Source organism: Undibacterium sp. Ren11W (assembly GCF_049340485.1).
Classification (GTDB): domain Bacteria; phylum Pseudomonadota; class Gammaproteobacteria; order Burkholderiales; family Burkholderiaceae_D; genus Undibacterium.
Window position 1 is genome coordinate 48,723 of sequence record NZ_JBMPPB010000009.1, and the last position, 16,408, is coordinate 65,130.

Here is a 16,408-nt window from a genome sequence, read left to right on the forward strand (position 1 = left end):
TTAAAACGCACACGCGCTGATAAGCATGAGCGCCACTAGACTTGATTGAGCTTGCTAGCCGTCCCCAAACGGCGATAGGCACCCGGCGCGCTGCCTGTCCATAATTTAAAAGCCCGGCTAAAGGTAGTCGGATCGTCAAAGCCCAGATTGAGACCGATTGCGGCCACTGGCAACTCGGTTTTAATCAGCTGCAAAATAGCCATATCGCGCCGCAACTCATCTTTTACCGTCTGAAAAGTGCTGCCCTCTTGCGCCAGTCGACGCGACAGCGTGCGCACCGAAAAATGCAGGGCCTTGGCGGTTGAGGCGACTGTCGTCACATCGGCCAGGCGCGACTCCAGATGATCGCGGATGCGATGGGTCAGGATTTTGTCGCTAAATGACACGTAGAGCCAATCGGCTGGCGCATTGCGCAAAAATTGATTCAGTGCGCTCTTGTCCTGACGCAGCGGTGCACTCAGATATTCGGATTCTATATACAGCGCGGTTTCGGCCTTATCAAAATTGATGGGGCCAGGAAATAGATACACATATTCGGCCGCCCGCGCCGGTCGCGGAAACGAAAAATCGACCTGCGCCAGGGGTATCTTGCGCCCTATCATCCATGAGGCCACCCCATGTACCAGTTTCAGCATCAGCTCATGCACCATGACCCGCATACCTTGCGGCGCAACATGCTCAATCAGGGCGATGCGGGTCAGCTTAGTGCCACGCGTAACCTGAAAGCCCATGTCATCGAGCAGCAACCGGAAATAACTGACAAATCGATGTAGGGCGATGTCCAAATTCGGCGAATCTAGCATCCCCAGACACAGGAATTTTAGGGTGCCGTTGCGTAAGGGTCGCGAAAAAAAACGTGGCGTTTCATCGTCGAGCAAGAGCGCAGCCTGACGCAACAAAGCAGAAAATTGCTCTATCGTGATACGCCCGCCCTGCTCCAGTAAAACCTCGGGAGCGATCTCTGCGTGCCCTATCACAGCGCGCACCAACTCGGTATCAGGATGAAACCCGGCCAGAAAATCGGTCGCCATACTGATGGCAACGGTGGCGCTCTGGCGGCTCATAAAATAATGCAGTGCAACATTTTAAACCTTCTAATTTTGGCACGATATGTACATATTTAGGCCTTTTCTGTCATCCAGCGCAAACCCGGGCAGAACTATAATCATCGCACAAATATGGATAACAACAGTAAAAACTGGTGAATCCTCCTGGCGTTTGATGCCATTAGTCACAACACATATTTGAGATGACACAATAAAAACCAAGGAGACGCAGTATGAAAAACAAGGCGGAAATCAAACGATTCCAACTAAGTGCTCTAAGCGCTGCAGTGCTGACACTGGCAAGTTGTGGTGGCAGTGACAGTCCGGTAGCGTCGGCGCCGGTGGTCGCCGCACCGGTGGCAATAGAAGTGGTCGTGACGGCCGCCCAGATGAACGACAATGATATGAGCAATATCCTGTTCCGTCTGAAAGAAGGTTCGACTCTGACACTGCCGGCCGGAAAATTTCATTTTGACCGACCGCTGATCATGAACACCAGCGGCGTCACGATCATAGGGAAAGGGAGCGGCAGCAACCCGGCCATCGATACCATTTTGTCGTTTAAAGATGCCAGTACCCGCAACGGTCTGCAGGCCAGCAATGTCAAGACCATTACCCTGAAAAATTTTGCGGTAGAAGATGCGGCCGGCAATGCCGTGTTTGTTTCCGCCTCGACCAATGTGACCATGGACGGCTTACGAGCCGAGTGGACCACCGACCCGACCAAGACTTCTAAAATGGCGTATGGCCTGTATCCGGTTAACTCCGACAATATCATCGTCAAGAATAGCAAAGTAATAGGTTCGGAAGATGCTGGCATCTATGTAGGGCAATCGCAAAACATCCGAGTCAGCAACAATGAAGTATATTTAAACGTGGCCGGCGTAGAAATAGAAAACTCGCTCAATGCCATCGTCGAGAACAATGATTTGCATGACAATACCGGCGGCGTGCTGGTGTTTTCCCTACCCGGCACTTACCGCTTCAAAAAAGGTTCCGGCGTCCTGATACAAAACAATAATATTCACGATAACAATACACCGGTCGCTGCCAACGCTTCCGGTTTTGTCACTTCAGTGCCGGTCGGTACCGGCATCATGGTGTTAGCCGCAGACAATACAGAAATTAAAAACAATATCATCACGAACCACAAGACCACTAGTGTGCTGGCACTGAGCTATCAAGCCACCGGCTTCACCATAAACGATCCGGCCTACAATCCCTTCATCCATACCCTGTACGCGCATGGCAATACGATCTCGGTCTCAGGCTATGCACCTGACGGTGCCTTCAAGGGCGAACTTAAACCTCTGGTCGACGGCTTATTTGCGCAGCTGACAGCGGCCGGTTTGCCGGCGCTACTGCCTTACGGCGTGTGGGATGGCATACTCGATCCGGAAAAAAGCAGCGGCCTGATACCCTTGCCTGGCATGGGCGGCTTGGGTATAGGTGGCGTTGCCAACGACGACAGCCGCATTTGCATCAAAAATAACACCTCGCTAGACACGCCTTTCATCGATCAGGTGATCTCTTATGAAACCCTGGATATCAATCTGATAGGGCTCAAGCTAGGCGCTTCGGTACAGGCTGGCGAAACACCGCCAGAAGCAATTGCCGGAATCCCGCTGGAGCTATTGCAACCGACCTTCCCATCCTCGCCGCGCATGAACTGCCAATTAACGCTGCCAGCAATCCCGGCCTTTCCTGTCATTAAATAAGCGCCAGGCTCTAGCATGCACCCCATACAATTCATTGCTCGTCAGGAGTCACTATTATGAAGATCAAATCACCACTTTTTGCCTCGCTTTGTTCGGCGATGTTAGCCCTTAGCTTACTCAGCGCCTGCGGCAGCGGCAACAACAGCCCCACTGCAGCGAGCGCGGTCGCCGCCTCCGACGTCAAGGTTTTTGAACGTACCAATGCACCGGATAAATTATCTAGCTGGAACCTGTTGCAGAGCGACGGCAAGTTAATGAAGCTCAATCCGGCGACCGTCGCCTATGATTTAAATTCCACCCTGTTTTCGGATTACGCCAGCAAATTACGCGCCATTTACATCCCCAAGGGCAGCAAAATTGCGTACAACGGCAATGGCGCCGATCCCTTTGATTTCCCCAACGGTTCGGTCATCGTCAAAACCTTTTACTATCCGAAAGCCACCGCTAACGATGCCAGCTATATCGGTGCGCAGGCAGTCAGCCACCAAACCGTACAGGGCGACTCTATCGACCTGAGCAAAAATCACCTGATAGAAACCCGCCTGCTAGTTAAACAAGCCGATGGCAGCTGGCTGGGCTTACCGTATGTCTGGGATGAGGATCAGAAAGACGCCTCCTTGAAAATCGGCGGCGACGTCAAGCAGGTGGAGCTGGTAGCCGGCGATGCTAGCCATCAGAAAATCAGCTATAAAGTACCAAGCGCGCAGCAATGCCAGCAATGCCACGCCATCACCTCGGCTGGCGGCGGCGCACTCTTGCCTATCGGTCCGAAAGCGCACAATCTGAACAAGACGTATGCATATAGTGCCGGTGTCAAAAACCAACTCGACAATCTCAATGATCTGGGTATGCTAAGCGGCTATATCAGCGCGGCTACAACGCCTAAAGCGGCCGACTGGACCGACACCACGCAAACCCTGGATGCGCGTGCCAAAGGCTACCTGGAAGCCAATTGCGCACACTGCCACTCGACCAGCGGCCAGGCCCAGCAAAGCGGCTTATTGTTAGGCTTTAATCAAACCGCCAATCCGCTGATCGATTCAGTGAAACGCGGCATCTGCAAAAAACCGCTGGCCTACGGTGGCCCTGGCCTACCTTACCAGTACGATATCGTGCCTGGCTCGCCTGAGACCTCGATCTTGTTATACCGCACCAGCCATACCGACTCAGAAGCGGTAATGCCCGTGATAGGCCGCTCTTCGACGCACGTCGAAGCCAATGCCATGTTAAGCGAATGGATCACGACCATGGCCAAGGCAGAATGCTCGCCGCCTTAAACTAGCGACATAATCAGGTGGGGTCCGTGCGATCCCACCTGAATGCGTTAATCGGTAACAATGTGCAGTAAATGATATTGCTGACGACATTAAAATTCAGCCCAGCCCTCTTCCGCAGTCCGGCTTGTATTATCATCCTTGCTCGTAGCCTCGCTGGCATTTGCCACCCGCTTAGGGCGCACTAAGGCAAAGGGCTTGGTGGCGATCTGTGGCGTTTTTTTGACGATAGGCACAATATTTTGTTGCGCCGCGAAGCTCTGCTTGCGCTTATCCCAATCGACATTCTTGACGCCGTCTAAAATAAAGGTGCTGACCACTTTCTCAAGATCGTCGGCCTGTTGTTGCAAGGCGCCGGCAGCAGCAGCCGCCTCTTCGACCAGTGCGGCATTTTGCTGGGTCACATCATCCATCTGCATAATCGCCTGATTGATTTGCTCTATGCCCGTGCTTTGCTCCCGGCTGGCCGACATAATTTCGTTCACGATATCGGTTACGCGGCCGATGCTGGTGACGATGTCCGTCATGGTGGTTCCGGCCTGATCAACCAATTTGGCACCGGCATCGACCTTCTGCACCGAATCATCGATGAGTTTTTTGATTTCCCTTGCCGCCTCCGCGGACCTTTGCGCCAGATTACGCACTTCTCCTGCGACCACAGCGAAACCCCGTCCCTGCTCGCCCGCTCTGGCCGCTTCGACCGCTGCGTTCAAAGCCAAAATATTGGTTTGAAAGGCGATGCCATCAATGACCCCAATGATATCGACAATTTTTCTGGACGAGGCATTGATAGAACCCATGGTTTCTACCACTTCAGTCACCACCGCTCCGCCCTTGACTGCCACATCAGAAGCTGACACCGCTAGTTGATTCGCCTGCCTTGCATTATCTGCATTTTGTTTCACCGTGGAGGTGAGTTGCTCCATAGAAGCGGCAGTTTCTTCCAGCGAACTGGCCTGCTGTTCGGTGCGTGAAGAGAGCTCCATATTGCCGGAAGCGATTTGTTTGGAAGCGCTCGCAATAGTATCGGTACCACCGCGCACCTGACCGACTATCTTGGCTAAACTCATTTGCATTTCATGCATGGCATGTAACAGACTACTGCTGTCATCTTTGCGCAAGATGATGGGCACCGTCAGATCGCCAGAGGCAATTTTTTCTGCAATGCTGGCTGCGTATTGCGGTTCACCGCCCAATTGTTTAAGCAAACTACGCACGATCAGATAAGAGGCGAGAACCCCGACCAGCAGGGCCACCCCACCAAAAACCATCATCAACCAGCGCGCACTCAGATATGCATGTTCGGCATCGAGTATGGCCTGGGTGGTTTGTTTTTCTTTCCCTTCAATAAAATTATTCAGCATCTCCCACCATTTTTTTTGTACCGGGCGAAATTCAAATCTTAATAATTTATAGGCTTCGTCTCCCCGTTTTTGTAAGCCAAGTTCTGTCCCCTTGTTCACATACGGTTCTGCTAGTTTCGCTTGCGCCTTGATTTGCTCGAGTAGCCCCACCTGCTCTCTTGAACTATTCGCATCAGCGGCGACCATGCTTGCCAGCTTCGCCTCGGCTTCCTCGTATTTTTTTGCCTGCGCCTTGATGCGATTGACTTCTATCTGGATTTCAGCCTCGTCGCTTAACAAGATCAGATTACGCAGAGCCAAAGCACGCTCGGTAATGGTGAGGTACATGCTGGAAGCCAACTTAGATTCGACGTTATTGATGTTGGCAATTTCTTCCATACGATTTTGCATTTGGGCCATGCGATTTATCCCAAGTAACAATACCGTCAACAACAATAACAGCACCAATCCAAAGCCTAACGTCAAACGTGTTGAAACCTTCACATTGCCGATATTCATGACTTCCCCTACTGGTTTAAAGTGCTTTGCTACTGCATAGAAATATTTCTACGCAGACCGATTTAGCATAAATATTTCTCTTAATATTTACACAAAATTGTTTCAGCTAGACCTACGGTCGACGACTTACTCTAATACTCATTGTACGAACGGGCGGATACAAAGACGCTGGGGCGGCTTTGCGCAAGTCCTAACTCTTTCAATGCGGCTGGGAAATAACCATAAAGCCCAGCCCCAGCAGATCACTACCGAGTTAATAATAGGACAATTAATGGCGATATCAATAAATAATGCAAATAAATTAATTTGCTTATTCGGGGGACATGTGTAAGCGCATGGCGCGTACTATGGATAAGCCGCCCGACCTGTAGCTCAGCTAGGCGCTACAGGTCGGACGAAGCAAGGGATAGAGCTCAGGGATTTTGCTTGACGACCTCGATATGGATTTCTTTGCTTCGAATATAGAAGGGCACGTGATTATGATTGGCAAACAAGAGGCGCAGAGTGTGCTTGCCTGGCGGCAAATCCAACACCGTTTCGGTCTCGCCTTTACCGAAATGTTTGTAGTGTTGATTCTGATATTCGTCGGCCTTATCGAAGGGAATCGGCGCTTTGATATCCACCGGCATCTGCGCGTCGATCAAAATATGGTGGTGACCAGTCCCCTCAATCTCACCCGCTTTCACCGGAGACACGCCCATGCCTGACACCACAAAAGCCACGCGAAAAGGCGAGCGAACTTTATCGCCGTCTTTAATGTTGACAAAATATTGCAATTTTTCACCGGTAGGGAAAGGCCGCGTACGCCCATTGGCACTGAGCCCGCTGATAACCGAATCGGTGTCCATCGCTTCTGCCGACGCCGTTGCGTTCTTACTCTCGGCAGCTGCTGCGATCAACGGCATGGCCATCAACAATACGCTCAAAATGTTTCGCTTCATGAATTTACTCACTATTTTCCTTAACAAAAAAAGCATTTACTTCATTAAATCTGTGCACCAGGCAAAACCGCAATGATGACTGCGACGATGCCTTAGGCATATCAACTGCACAAACTAGTCTGATTTTTGTTTGCAACTCCTACAGATAAAAGATCACTCAGGCGCTATGCGACTTAGAAAAATTCACGCTGCGGTTGTGAATTATCCGTGAATCGCAAAGTTATCACAAGATTAATTTCCAACTAAGGATTCCAGGCGCGTTGTTACGGCTTCCTCTCAAAACAAAAACTCAAAACAGCACCCTGCCAGCGCGCATATCCCATGCGGCCCGCAGGCCGACATGCTTGAAGAAGCGCATGGAATATGCGCGCTGGCCGTGGTGGCTGATGAAATGCATTACGGCGCAATCGATGAGCTCAATTGCGTCCTACAAAAGTTTAGGCCTTTTGGACCTACCAGAGATTTTTGCCGTCGATGATCACGATGCGTGCCTCGGCCGCATTGAAGTCGTCGAACAGACGCGCATTGACACAGATCCGACGGCTGCGATGGTCCCAGCTTCCATCCGGTTCAAAGGCTGGGCTATCGGAGTACGTAGCGCACCCGCACCCAGAACAGAAGTGATGCGCCACGAGCATCGTATTCCAGCGATAGATCGCATCGTCGCTTGCCGAGGCTGTCACCTGAAACTGCACTGGCTGGTAGTACGCCAGTAGCGCACCACGCTTGGAACAGTAGGAGCAAGTGCAACGAGTAAGTTCAGTCGGTATGTCGCCTTCGATACGAAAGGCAATCTTCCCACAGTGGCAGCTTCCCGTGATCGTCATGTGTCTCTCCTGTTGTTGGTTCTGTGCTTCTGCTGTCTACCGGACTCAGCGCTGGGCACTAGCAGATTGTCCAATGATTTTTGACGACCAGCTGTGCGCCAGCACACACATCCACTAAGAGGATGAACCTGGCTGTCGCACCAGCGAGAGTTTAGTACGCAGGTGGTTCAACGTCGAAGCTCAGGGGCGCGTCCTTTGGTTCCCATTGTTATGGAGCATAAGCGTATCAACTGATGTCAGCGATTTTGGAGATAACACCGTCACTAAACTCAAACTCCGAACGGCCTGATAAGTTTAGAACTTGGCCCTTCTTTAAACCATTTGAAAGATCGTTGGCGACAAGTGCAAGTAATCCTATGGATGCCACAAAAAAAGCGAAAAATGATTCGTTTCATAGGATGAAGCCGGTGCGCTTTGGTATTTTTCAGTGTCTTTCGTGACTTTCGTGGACAAAATAAGATCCTTTTAAATGGCCTGCCATTTCATGCAATTGCCCAGCCTCATCTGCCACTGCGGTTGAGTTTCGCCCCCCTATCCCGTATACTCCAGCGCGCGTGACACAATCACTGCGTTTGATATTGGCGGCAACAACCCGCTGCTTTTGTCTAGAATGGTCTGGATTTATTTTTGTTTTTTGCTATGTTTTTCCCATTTTTTTCGCCCATTTATTTTTAATCTTTTTTACGCGATGTATTGTCACCCGCCCTATCCGGTGTGTGATCTCCACCGCGCGGAGCCATAAGCATGACCGCCTTTGTATTTAACGAAATCAATTTCGACAACCACGAACAAGTGGTATTTGCCTCAGAAGCCAAATCCGGCCTACGCGCCATCATCGCCATCCATAACACCAAACTTGGTCCAGCCATGGGTGGTTGCCGTATGTGGAATTACGCCACTGAAGCCGAAGCACTGCGCGATGCCTTGCGCCTGTCGCGCGGTATGACCTACAAAAACGCGGTCGCCGGCCTGCCTATCGGCGGCGGCAAAAGCGTAATCATTGCCAATCCAAAAACCGACAAGACCCCAGCCCTGTTTGAAGCTCTGGGTGAAGCCCTGGAGCGCCTGGCCGGCCGTTACATCACGGCAGAAGACGTCGGCACTAGCCCGTCTGACATGGCGTATGTCGCCGGCAAAACCAAGTATGTCGCCGGTCTGGGCGACCGTGGCGACCCATCGCCATTTACCGCACTCGGCTGCTTCGTCGGCGCCCAGGCGGCCGTCAAGCATCACCTCAAACGCGATGACATGCAAGGTCTGGTCGTTGCATTGCAAGGTCTGGGCCACGTCGGTTACGACTATGCGCGTCAATTGCACGCTGCCGGTGCCAAGCTGATCGTTGCCGATATCGACCAGGCTTCACTGAAACGCGCGCAAGAAGAATTAAATGCAGAAGTGGTCGGCATCAATCAGATCTACGACGTGCAAGCCGACATCTACGCGCCATGCGCTCTGGGCGCCACTTTAAATCCAGACACGCTGTCGCGTCTGAAAGCGAAGATCGTCGCCGGTGCCGCGAATAATCAGTTGGCCACTGCCGACATGGGCGAAGTGTGCCGTCAAAAAGGCATTTTGTACGCACCCGATTTCGTCATCAATGCCGGTGGCATCATCAAGGTCTGCTATGAGTACATGAACACGCCGGAAGACGGCATGGACGCCCACGTACGCCGCATAGGCGAGACGCTGGCAGAAGTGTTCGCCCGTGCCGATAGCGAAGGCTTGCCGACCAGCGTAGTAGCTGATCGCATCGCCGAGGCACGCTTCAAGAACTAAAGCAAACTCATTAAAAAAGCCCGATATCGCGCAGCGCTATCGGGCTTTTTACTTTGCGGCTTAATTAGGGCTTACACAAAATTGTTCCAGCTAGGCGTGCCGCCGCAGACAGTACACCAGTACGGCAAGGCGGATACAACGACGCTGGGGCGGTTTTGCGTAAGTCCTAAATAAATCAAAAAATTTAGCACCCTGCCCAAGGCGCATATTCCATGCGGCTTTCAGGCCAGGCAGGCTGAAGACCCGCATGGGATATGCGCGCCGGGCCTGTGCCTTAAAAATTTGTGTAGAGTAGTTGCTGCGCAGCGGCAAACCTGATGCTGGCGCTCAGCCTTAGCCCCGCTTAAGGTCTGAGCTCATAGGCCAATAAGCTGATGTATTCCGCCTCGCCGTATTTCTTGGCCATGACCTGTAGTTCGCCCTGAATTTTTGAGCTGAAATTAATCGAAAAATCTCGCTCTTGCCGGTCCATCTCTATCCAGAGATTGCTTTGTACCACAGCGATTTTTTCAAACACCTCGGTGTTGATCTTGAATTGATAAGCATGATCCAACTTCAATTGAAACTCCAGAGGGGCAGCCTGGATCGCCGCCATGTGATACGGCAAATCAAAAGTACGCACAAAGCTCCCAGAAAAATCGGTTTTTTTAGCGGTATTCCAGGCCTCGCTGGCTGAGATATCGTTATGAAAAAACGTCGGCTGTATCAGCGGTAACGCCTCAAATTCTTGCTGCGACAGGTGGGGAGTGCGCTGTAACTGCCAGCGCTCTTCTGCGGGTAAATGACTAAACACAAATTGTTCGGGTGCCGCCAGAAAAAAGCTTTCTGAAAGTACTTTACTGTACTTGCCTTCTTTGACATAACCGGCGCCCCAAGTAGCATCCACCATGCGCCACTCGCCATCTACTTTAATCGCGTTCCAGGCGTGATTTGGTTGATCAAAATGCGTACCCTGCTGCGTTCCGTAAGACTTGGCATAGCCTGCGATACTGTTTACTTCTAAGCCTGCATGGGTGGCCAAGTCTTCAAATAGGGCGGCAAAGCCACTGCATACGCTGACCCGCTTTTGCAACACTTCGGCGCTGGACATGGCTTGCACATTGCCGCTCAAAAAGGCCTCTACGTCATACGCGATGCGATCACTGATCCAACGATAAATTGCACGCACTTTTTCAGTGTCGCTGTGTAAATCCTGTACCAGATAAGCGGCCAGCGATTTGCTATTCGCTTCGATCTCAGGAGGGGCAGCCAGCGCATGTGCGTCAATTGCAGCGCGCTGCCTGGCGCTGACATCATGGGCACTGGCGCTGGCACTGAGGAAGACCGCAGTAGCGAGACTGGCAACCGATAAAAGCCGATAGCAAAACATGGGGGAACTCCTGCTCAATTCAAATTTCCGGCCAAAAGACATTTTCAATACGCTGAATGCATCAAAGCCGCGCCTCAAAAGTGTGCCTCACGGCAAGTATCACGGTCAATTGAAATTTACCTATGGCAATAATTTTTTAGATAGGAATAGCCAGAGCCCACGCTTTAGGGCAAGCTGACGCCCTTCACAAAAAAACCCATGCGAGCGCAAGATGACGCGTCAAAGTTTCCGAGCCGATTTATTAATGTTGTGTATTGCCATGATCTGGGGCTCGACCTTTGTGGCGCAGCGTTTGGGCATGGATGCCGTGGGTCCGTTTTTTTATTCGGCGTCACGCTTTTTGTTAGGGGCTTTGCTGCTACTACCTCTCATCTATTTTCGTAGCGCACCAGAAAACGCCAGTAGCGAGAGTCTGTGGCGCGATGGTGCCCTGCTCGGTTTGATCATTGCAGTGGGCATCAATCTGCAGCAAGTTGGCCTGCAATTTACCTCGGTCGCAAATGCCGGTTTCATCACCAGCCTATACGTGGTGATCGTACCCATCATAGGCTTATTCTTGCGCCACCAGATGCATATGGCGACTTGGGCCGGCGTTGCTTTGGCCGCAATTGGCATGTATTTTTTGAGTGTGCAAGGCGACTTCGTGATCGCCAAGGGCGATTATCTGCAATTACTCGGCACTCTGGCCTGGGCTGCCCATGTGATCTTGCTCTCCGCCTTATCCAAAAAGCATGACCCTATTCGTTTATCGGTAGTGCAGTTTTTTGTCTGCGGTATCGCCTGCTTGATTTTGTCATTGATCCTTGAAGAGCGGGCATCGCAGCACTTAGTGCCGGCGCTACCCGCTATCTTGTATGGCGGTGTGCTTTCGGTGGGGATAGGGTATACCTTGCAAGTGGTGGCGCAACGCAACGCCATCGCTTCCCATGCGGCGATCATCTTTAGCATGGAGTCGGTGTTTGCCGCGCTCGCTGCCTGGCTGGTACTAGGTGAGACCCTGAGCCCACGCGCCATCTTCGGCTGCACCTTGATGCTAAGCGGTATGTTAATCGCCCAACTGGTGCCGCTTTACCTGCAAAAAACACCGCCTAGCGCACCGCATGCACAATGATGCGCCGGTATTTTGAGAATAATAAACCTATGTATTTTTAAAAAATGGTGCAAACATGCGCTATCTATTACAATTAGCATCCTTGATTTGTCTACCTTGATTTAGCCCGCCGTGCAAAACCGCCACCGCACATACGCTCATTTGACTGCCATTTTTCTGGCATTGCTACTGTTGTTCACGCAACAGATGGGGTTTGCGCACGCGATTTCGCATCTGTCTGATCTTGGCTCCGGCAGTGTCAAAGTCAAGCAAATACCGCTGGAACAAGCCTGCGATCACTGTCTGGCGTTTGCCCAGGTTGGCTCGGCATTAACGAGTGATGCCGGCCCTTTCAAGGCCACGCCGCTGGACGCTGAAGTTGCCTTGTCCAGAGCCACGCCAGATCATTGCGCCAGAACCGTCTGCGTCTTTCAGTCACGCGCCCCGCCTGCAGTAATTTAGAGAAATCCTTTTTTTAAGCTGGTGCCGGCTGGAGTTTCGCTAGTCCCTGCTTAGTTTCACTCTAATTACAATCAGGAACATCATGTTCAAAAAAAGCATTTTAGCGACGGCGCTGGCCGCCGCTTTCGTCCTCCCTGCGTGCGCCTCTGCCGCAGAAAATAAGGAATTAAAGCTCATTCGCCAGCAAATGCAGCAAATGAAAGACAGCTATGAAGCGCGCATGGCAGCGCTGGAAAAGCGATTGGAAATCGCCGAAGCCAAGGGCCAGCAAGTGTCTGAAGCCATCAATCAGCCAGTAGTGAGCAATGTCTATGCAGCAGCACCGACAGCACCAATTGCGGCGCCAGCCATCAATGAAGCTAGTGCTAGTCCCACGCCTAGCAAAGTAGCGGCCGCCGCGAATGTCTTCAACCCAGCGGTGGCGCTCAATCTGACTGGCACCATGAGCAATTTATCGCAAGACCCTGGGCAATATAAGCTACAAGGCTTCATGCCTACCGGTGGTGAGGTCGGGCCAGGCGCGCGTAGTTTTTCTCTAGGCGAGTCTGAACTCACTTTAAGCGCGAATATCGATACCAATTTCTCTGGTCAATTGACCTTTGCTTTGGCGGCCGACAATACGGTGAGCGTAGAAGAGTCTTTCTTCCAGACCAAAGCACTACTCGATGGCAGCAATTTGAAAGTCGGACGCTTCCTGTCTTCTATCGGCTACCTGAATAACCAACATGCGCATACCTGGGATTTTGTCGATGCTCCGCTGGCGTATCAGGCATTTTTCGGCGGACAATATAAACCGGATGGTGTGCAATTTAAGTGGCTGGCACCGACCGATCAGTTTCTTGAGTTTGGCGTGGAACTGGGCAATGGCGCCAGCTTTCCCGGCAATGACAGGAACAAAAACGGTTTTGGCTCCAGCGCCCTGTTCGCCCATCTAGGCGACGATATTGGCGAAAATGCCAGCTGGCGCGCAGGTTTGTCTTATCTCAGCAGCAGTGCAAACAATCGTGGTTTTGAAGAAACTGGCCAAAACGGCGCTACAGTCAACAATGCCTTCAGCGGCAGCTCCAAAACCTGGATCGCCGACGCCATTTTCAAATGGGCACCCGATGGCAACTCCACCCAGCGCAATTTCAAATTACAGGGCGAATATTTCCGCCGTGACGACAAAGGATCGCTGAGCTACGACACCCTATCCCCAGACAGCAGCACGGGCAATTATGCGTCTGCGCAATCGGGCTGGTATCTGCAAGGGGTGTATCAATTTATGCCGCAATGGCGGGTCGGTCTGCGCTACGACCAACTCAATTCCGGCAGGCCGGCTATCGGACTGGTGGAAAACGGCAGCCTCAATGCCGCCGATTTCCCTACGCTGCTATCCTATAAACCTAGCCGCAGCAGCATCATGTTTGATTATTCCTTGTCGGAATTTAGCCGTTTCCGGCTCCAGTTTGCACGCGACAACACCAGACCGGGTGTCACCGACAATCAGATTTTTTTGCAGTACAACATGAGTCTGGGTGCCCACGGCGCTCACAATTTCTAGGACGCTTCCATGAAAATCCCTCACAAAACTATCGCTGCTGCGCTGCTGCTGACCGCCACTGGCCTCGTTACATTGCCTGCCCACGCAAGCCTGAATGTACTCACTTGCGAACCTGAATGGGCCGCGCTGGCCAGTGAAATCGGCGGCGACAAGCTCAAGGTGGCCAGCGCTACCACTGCGCTACAAGATCCGCACCGGATCGAGGCGCGTCCTAGCCTGATCGCCAAAACCCGCAATGCCGATCTGCTGATCTGCACCGGACTTGAACTGGAAGTGGGCTGGCTACCCATCTTGCTACAGCAATCGGGCAATCCCAAAATTGCAGAAGGGCAGCCAGGTAACTTTGAAGCGGGCCAGTTTGTGCCGCGTCTGGATATACCTGGCAAGCTCGATCGTAGCGAAGGCGATGTACATGCCGCTGGCAATCCACACATACAACAGGACCCGCATAATATCGCCAAAGTAGCCGATGCCCTGCTTAAGCGTCTGAGCCAAATCGACCCGGCCAACGCAGCCTATTACCAGAGCCGCCATAAGGATTTTTCTACACGTTGGAATGCCGCTATGCTGAAATGGGAGCAGCAAGCGGCGCCGTTAAAAGGCCAGTCTATCGTCGAACATCATAAAAACATGGAGTACCTTTCGAACTGGCTAGGACTGCGCGCAGTGGGCACACTGGAAGCCAAACCCGGGGTGGAACCGAGCGCGGCGCATCTAAACGGCTTGCTTGCGCAATTGCAAAGGCAGCCAGCCAAACTGGTAATGCGCGCCGCCTATCAAGATGGACGCGCCTCGCAATGGCTGTCTGAACATGCGCATATTCCTGCCGTAGTACTACCATTTACGGTAGGTGGTGACGACAAGGCGAAAGACTTGTTCGGCCTGTTTGAACTGAGCGTACAACGTTTATTGGAAGCCGCAAAATGATACCAGACGCACTCTCAGCCTTTGATCTTGGCAGTAATCTGAGTATCATCGCACCGGCGCTACTAGCCGGTATTTTGGTGCTGGTCACGCACATCCCTTTGGGAGCCCAGGTCTTAAAACGCGGCATCGTCTTCATCGATCTGGCGATTGCGCAGATCGCTGCGCTCGGTGTCATCATTGCCGGCTCGGGCGAACTTGATCCGCAAGGCTGGGCCGTGCAGGCAGCGGCCGCATTGGCGGCAATTTTAGGTGCGCTATTGCTGACCTGGACTGAGAAACGCTGGCCAGAAGTACAAGAGGCGCAGATCGGCGTCTTGTTCATACTGGCCGCCACAGCCGGTCTGTTATTGGTGGCACATAATCCACATGGCGGCGAGCATTTGCAAGACCTGCTGGCCGGCCAAATCCTGTGGGTGCGCTACCAGCAGTTATTGATCCCGGCGCTAGGCACGGTCGTTATTGTCGCCTTACTGCTGTGGTTTAACGAACGCATGAGCCGACTCGGGTTTTATCTGATTTTTGCTCTGGCAGTGACTGCCTCGGTGCAACTGGTCGGTGTGTATCTGGTATTTGCCAGCCTGATCGTACCTAGTCTGGCGGTACGCAATTATCCCGAGCGACGTCGCCTGCCTTTGGCCTATCTGATAGGCATAGGCGGGTATGCCAGCGGACTACTACTCTCGACTATTTTCGACCTACCCTCAGGTGCTTTGATCGTCTGGTGCCTAAGCTTGCTGGCGATGCTGGTCTACGCTTTTGGCCCGCAAAAAACCGCTACCGAGGTAACTACTCACTAAAGCTTTGCGCCAGGTCATTGAACTGTCGCCGGCTTAGGCTTAGGCTTAAGCTAGCGACAGTTCAATTTCTCAAAACCGATAGGCTGGACGCGCATATTCCATGCGGGCTACAGGCCAGGCAGGCTGGAAACCCGCATGGAATATGCGCACTGGGCTTGCCTCTAAAAAAATAACGATATGAAAATCACCGTACTCTTCCCGACCAAGACCGAAGCCAGCCTGTTCCACGACGATGACGTCACCTGCATCGTCTCCGGCGTCGGTCTAACTGCCACCGCCGTAGCCACCTTGCGTGCGATTCAGCAACAGCAACCCGATGTGTTAATTCTGGCAGGCATCGCCGGTATGTATCCGCATGCGCCATTCAAGATCGGCGATGTGGTATTGGTAGAGAGTGAGGTGGAAGGTGATCTCGGTTTCTTTACACCCGCAGGTTTCGTACATCTGGCGCATCTGCCGCTGGATATGGATTTCGAGCGCCGCCATATTCTGCACTGTCTGCATCTGCCGCAAAAAGCGGGCTTCCCGCTGGCGCGTAGCACCTCACTGAATGCGGCGATGGCGCCGTTTATCGCCACTGGCGAGTTAGATATAGAGAATATGGAAGGGGCGGCTTTTTTTCATGTCTGCCAGCAGGAAAACCAGCGCTTTATCGAACTCAGGGCGATCTCCAATCTGGTCCAGATAGGTGATGATCAATGGGATATGCAGGGCTCGGTACGCGCCATGACTGCCGGTCTGCATCAGTTGATTGCTCTACTCAGAAAATAAATAAA

At 52.2% G+C, this 16,408-nt stretch carries 14 protein-coding genes; 9 read left to right on the forward strand and 5 right to left on the reverse strand.

Annotated elements, in window-relative coordinates; genetic code table 11:
- Positions 1–35: 35 nt before the first annotated feature.
- Complete coding sequence (locus tag ACO0K8_RS18010) at positions 36–1,064, reverse strand: AraC family transcriptional regulator ligand-binding domain-containing protein (RefSeq protein ID WP_422948031.1); 1,029 nt, start codon at positions 1,062–1,064, stop codon at positions 36–38.
- Between the two features lie 215 nt (positions 1,065–1,279).
- Here ACO0K8_RS18010 and ACO0K8_RS18015 point away from each other — a divergent pair, with 215 nt between their 5' ends.
- Together ACO0K8_RS18015 and ACO0K8_RS18020 are read left to right on the forward strand one after the other, a co-directional pair.
- A complete protein-coding gene (locus tag ACO0K8_RS18015; RefSeq protein ID WP_422948032.1) occupies positions 1,280–2,764 on the forward strand; it encodes a parallel beta-helix domain-containing protein in 1,485 nt (494 codons plus the stop codon).
- Between the two features lie 56 nt (positions 2,765–2,820).
- Positions 2,821–4,041, forward strand: coding sequence for an SO2930 family diheme c-type cytochrome (locus ACO0K8_RS18020; protein ID WP_422948033.1), 1,221 nt, complete (start codon positions 2,821–2,823; stop codon positions 4,039–4,041).
- Between the two features lie 89 nt (positions 4,042–4,130).
- On the opposite strand, the gene ACO0K8_RS18025 is transcribed toward ACO0K8_RS18020, so the two are convergent.
- From ACO0K8_RS18025 to ACO0K8_RS18035, 3 genes are all read right to left on the reverse strand, one after another.
- Positions 4,131–5,900, reverse strand: a complete 1,770-nt coding sequence (locus tag ACO0K8_RS18025) for a methyl-accepting chemotaxis protein (RefSeq protein WP_422948034.1) — start codon at positions 5,898–5,900, stop codon at positions 4,131–4,133.
- A 413-nt stretch (positions 5,901–6,313) separates the two neighbouring features.
- Positions 6,314–6,841 carry a DUF4399 domain-containing protein gene (locus ACO0K8_RS18030; protein ID WP_422948035.1) on the reverse strand — a complete coding sequence of 176 codons (528 nt, stop codon included), beginning with the start codon at positions 6,839–6,841 and terminating at the stop codon, positions 6,314–6,316.
- Positions 6,842–7,293: 452 nt separating this feature from the next.
- Entirely contained in the window at positions 7,294–7,668 is a 375-nt protein-coding gene (locus ACO0K8_RS18035; RefSeq protein WP_422948036.1) for a GFA family protein, read from the reverse strand.
- A 744-nt stretch (positions 7,669–8,412) separates the two neighbouring features.
- Between ACO0K8_RS18035 and ACO0K8_RS18040 the strand changes: the two genes are divergently transcribed.
- The gene (locus ACO0K8_RS18040; protein ID WP_422948037.1) at positions 8,413–9,444 is read left to right on the forward strand and encodes a Glu/Leu/Phe/Val family dehydrogenase; all 1,032 of its coding nucleotides are present in this window, start codon (positions 8,413–8,415) and stop codon (positions 9,442–9,444) included.
- 343 nt (positions 9,445–9,787) lie between these two features.
- On the opposite strand, the gene ACO0K8_RS18045 is transcribed toward ACO0K8_RS18040, so the two are convergent.
- Positions 9,788–10,813, reverse strand: a complete 1,026-nt coding sequence (locus tag ACO0K8_RS18045) for a transglutaminase domain-containing protein (protein ID WP_422948038.1) — start codon at positions 10,811–10,813, stop codon at positions 9,788–9,790.
- A 211-nt stretch (positions 10,814–11,024) separates the two neighbouring features.
- Here ACO0K8_RS18045 and ACO0K8_RS18050 point away from each other — a divergent pair, with 211 nt between their 5' ends.
- The 6 genes from ACO0K8_RS18050 to ACO0K8_RS18075 all read left to right on the forward strand — a co-directional run bounded on the left by ACO0K8_RS18050 (position 11,025) and on the right by ACO0K8_RS18075 (position 16,403).
- Positions 11,025–11,924: a DMT family transporter gene (locus tag ACO0K8_RS18050; protein ID WP_422948039.1), complete on the forward strand. Its 900-nt coding sequence runs from the start codon at positions 11,025–11,027 to the stop codon at positions 11,922–11,924.
- A 141-nt stretch (positions 11,925–12,065) separates the two neighbouring features.
- Complete coding sequence (locus ACO0K8_RS18055) at positions 12,066–12,365, forward strand: hypothetical protein (protein ID WP_422948040.1); 300 nt, start codon at positions 12,066–12,068, stop codon at positions 12,363–12,365.
- 82 nt (positions 12,366–12,447) lie between these two features.
- Positions 12,448–13,908: a hypothetical protein gene (locus tag ACO0K8_RS18060; RefSeq protein WP_422948041.1), complete on the forward strand. Its 1,461-nt coding sequence runs from the start codon at positions 12,448–12,450 to the stop codon at positions 13,906–13,908.
- A 9-nt stretch (positions 13,909–13,917) separates the two neighbouring features.
- On the forward strand, positions 13,918–14,835 hold the full coding sequence (locus tag ACO0K8_RS18065) for a metal ABC transporter substrate-binding protein (protein WP_422948042.1): 918 nt from the start codon (positions 13,918–13,920) through the stop codon (positions 14,833–14,835).
- Positions 14,832–15,632, forward strand: coding sequence for a metal ABC transporter permease (locus ACO0K8_RS18070; protein ID WP_422948043.1), 801 nt, complete (start codon positions 14,832–14,834; stop codon positions 15,630–15,632). The genes ACO0K8_RS18065 and ACO0K8_RS18070 overlap by 4 nt, the downstream gene beginning before the upstream one ends.
- Before the next feature lie 177 nt (positions 15,633–15,809).
- Positions 15,810–16,403 carry a hypothetical protein gene (locus ACO0K8_RS18075; RefSeq protein ID WP_422948044.1) on the forward strand — a complete coding sequence of 198 codons (594 nt, stop codon included), beginning with the start codon at positions 15,810–15,812 and terminating at the stop codon, positions 16,401–16,403.
- The last annotated feature ends 5 nt before the right edge of the window (positions 16,404–16,408 follow it).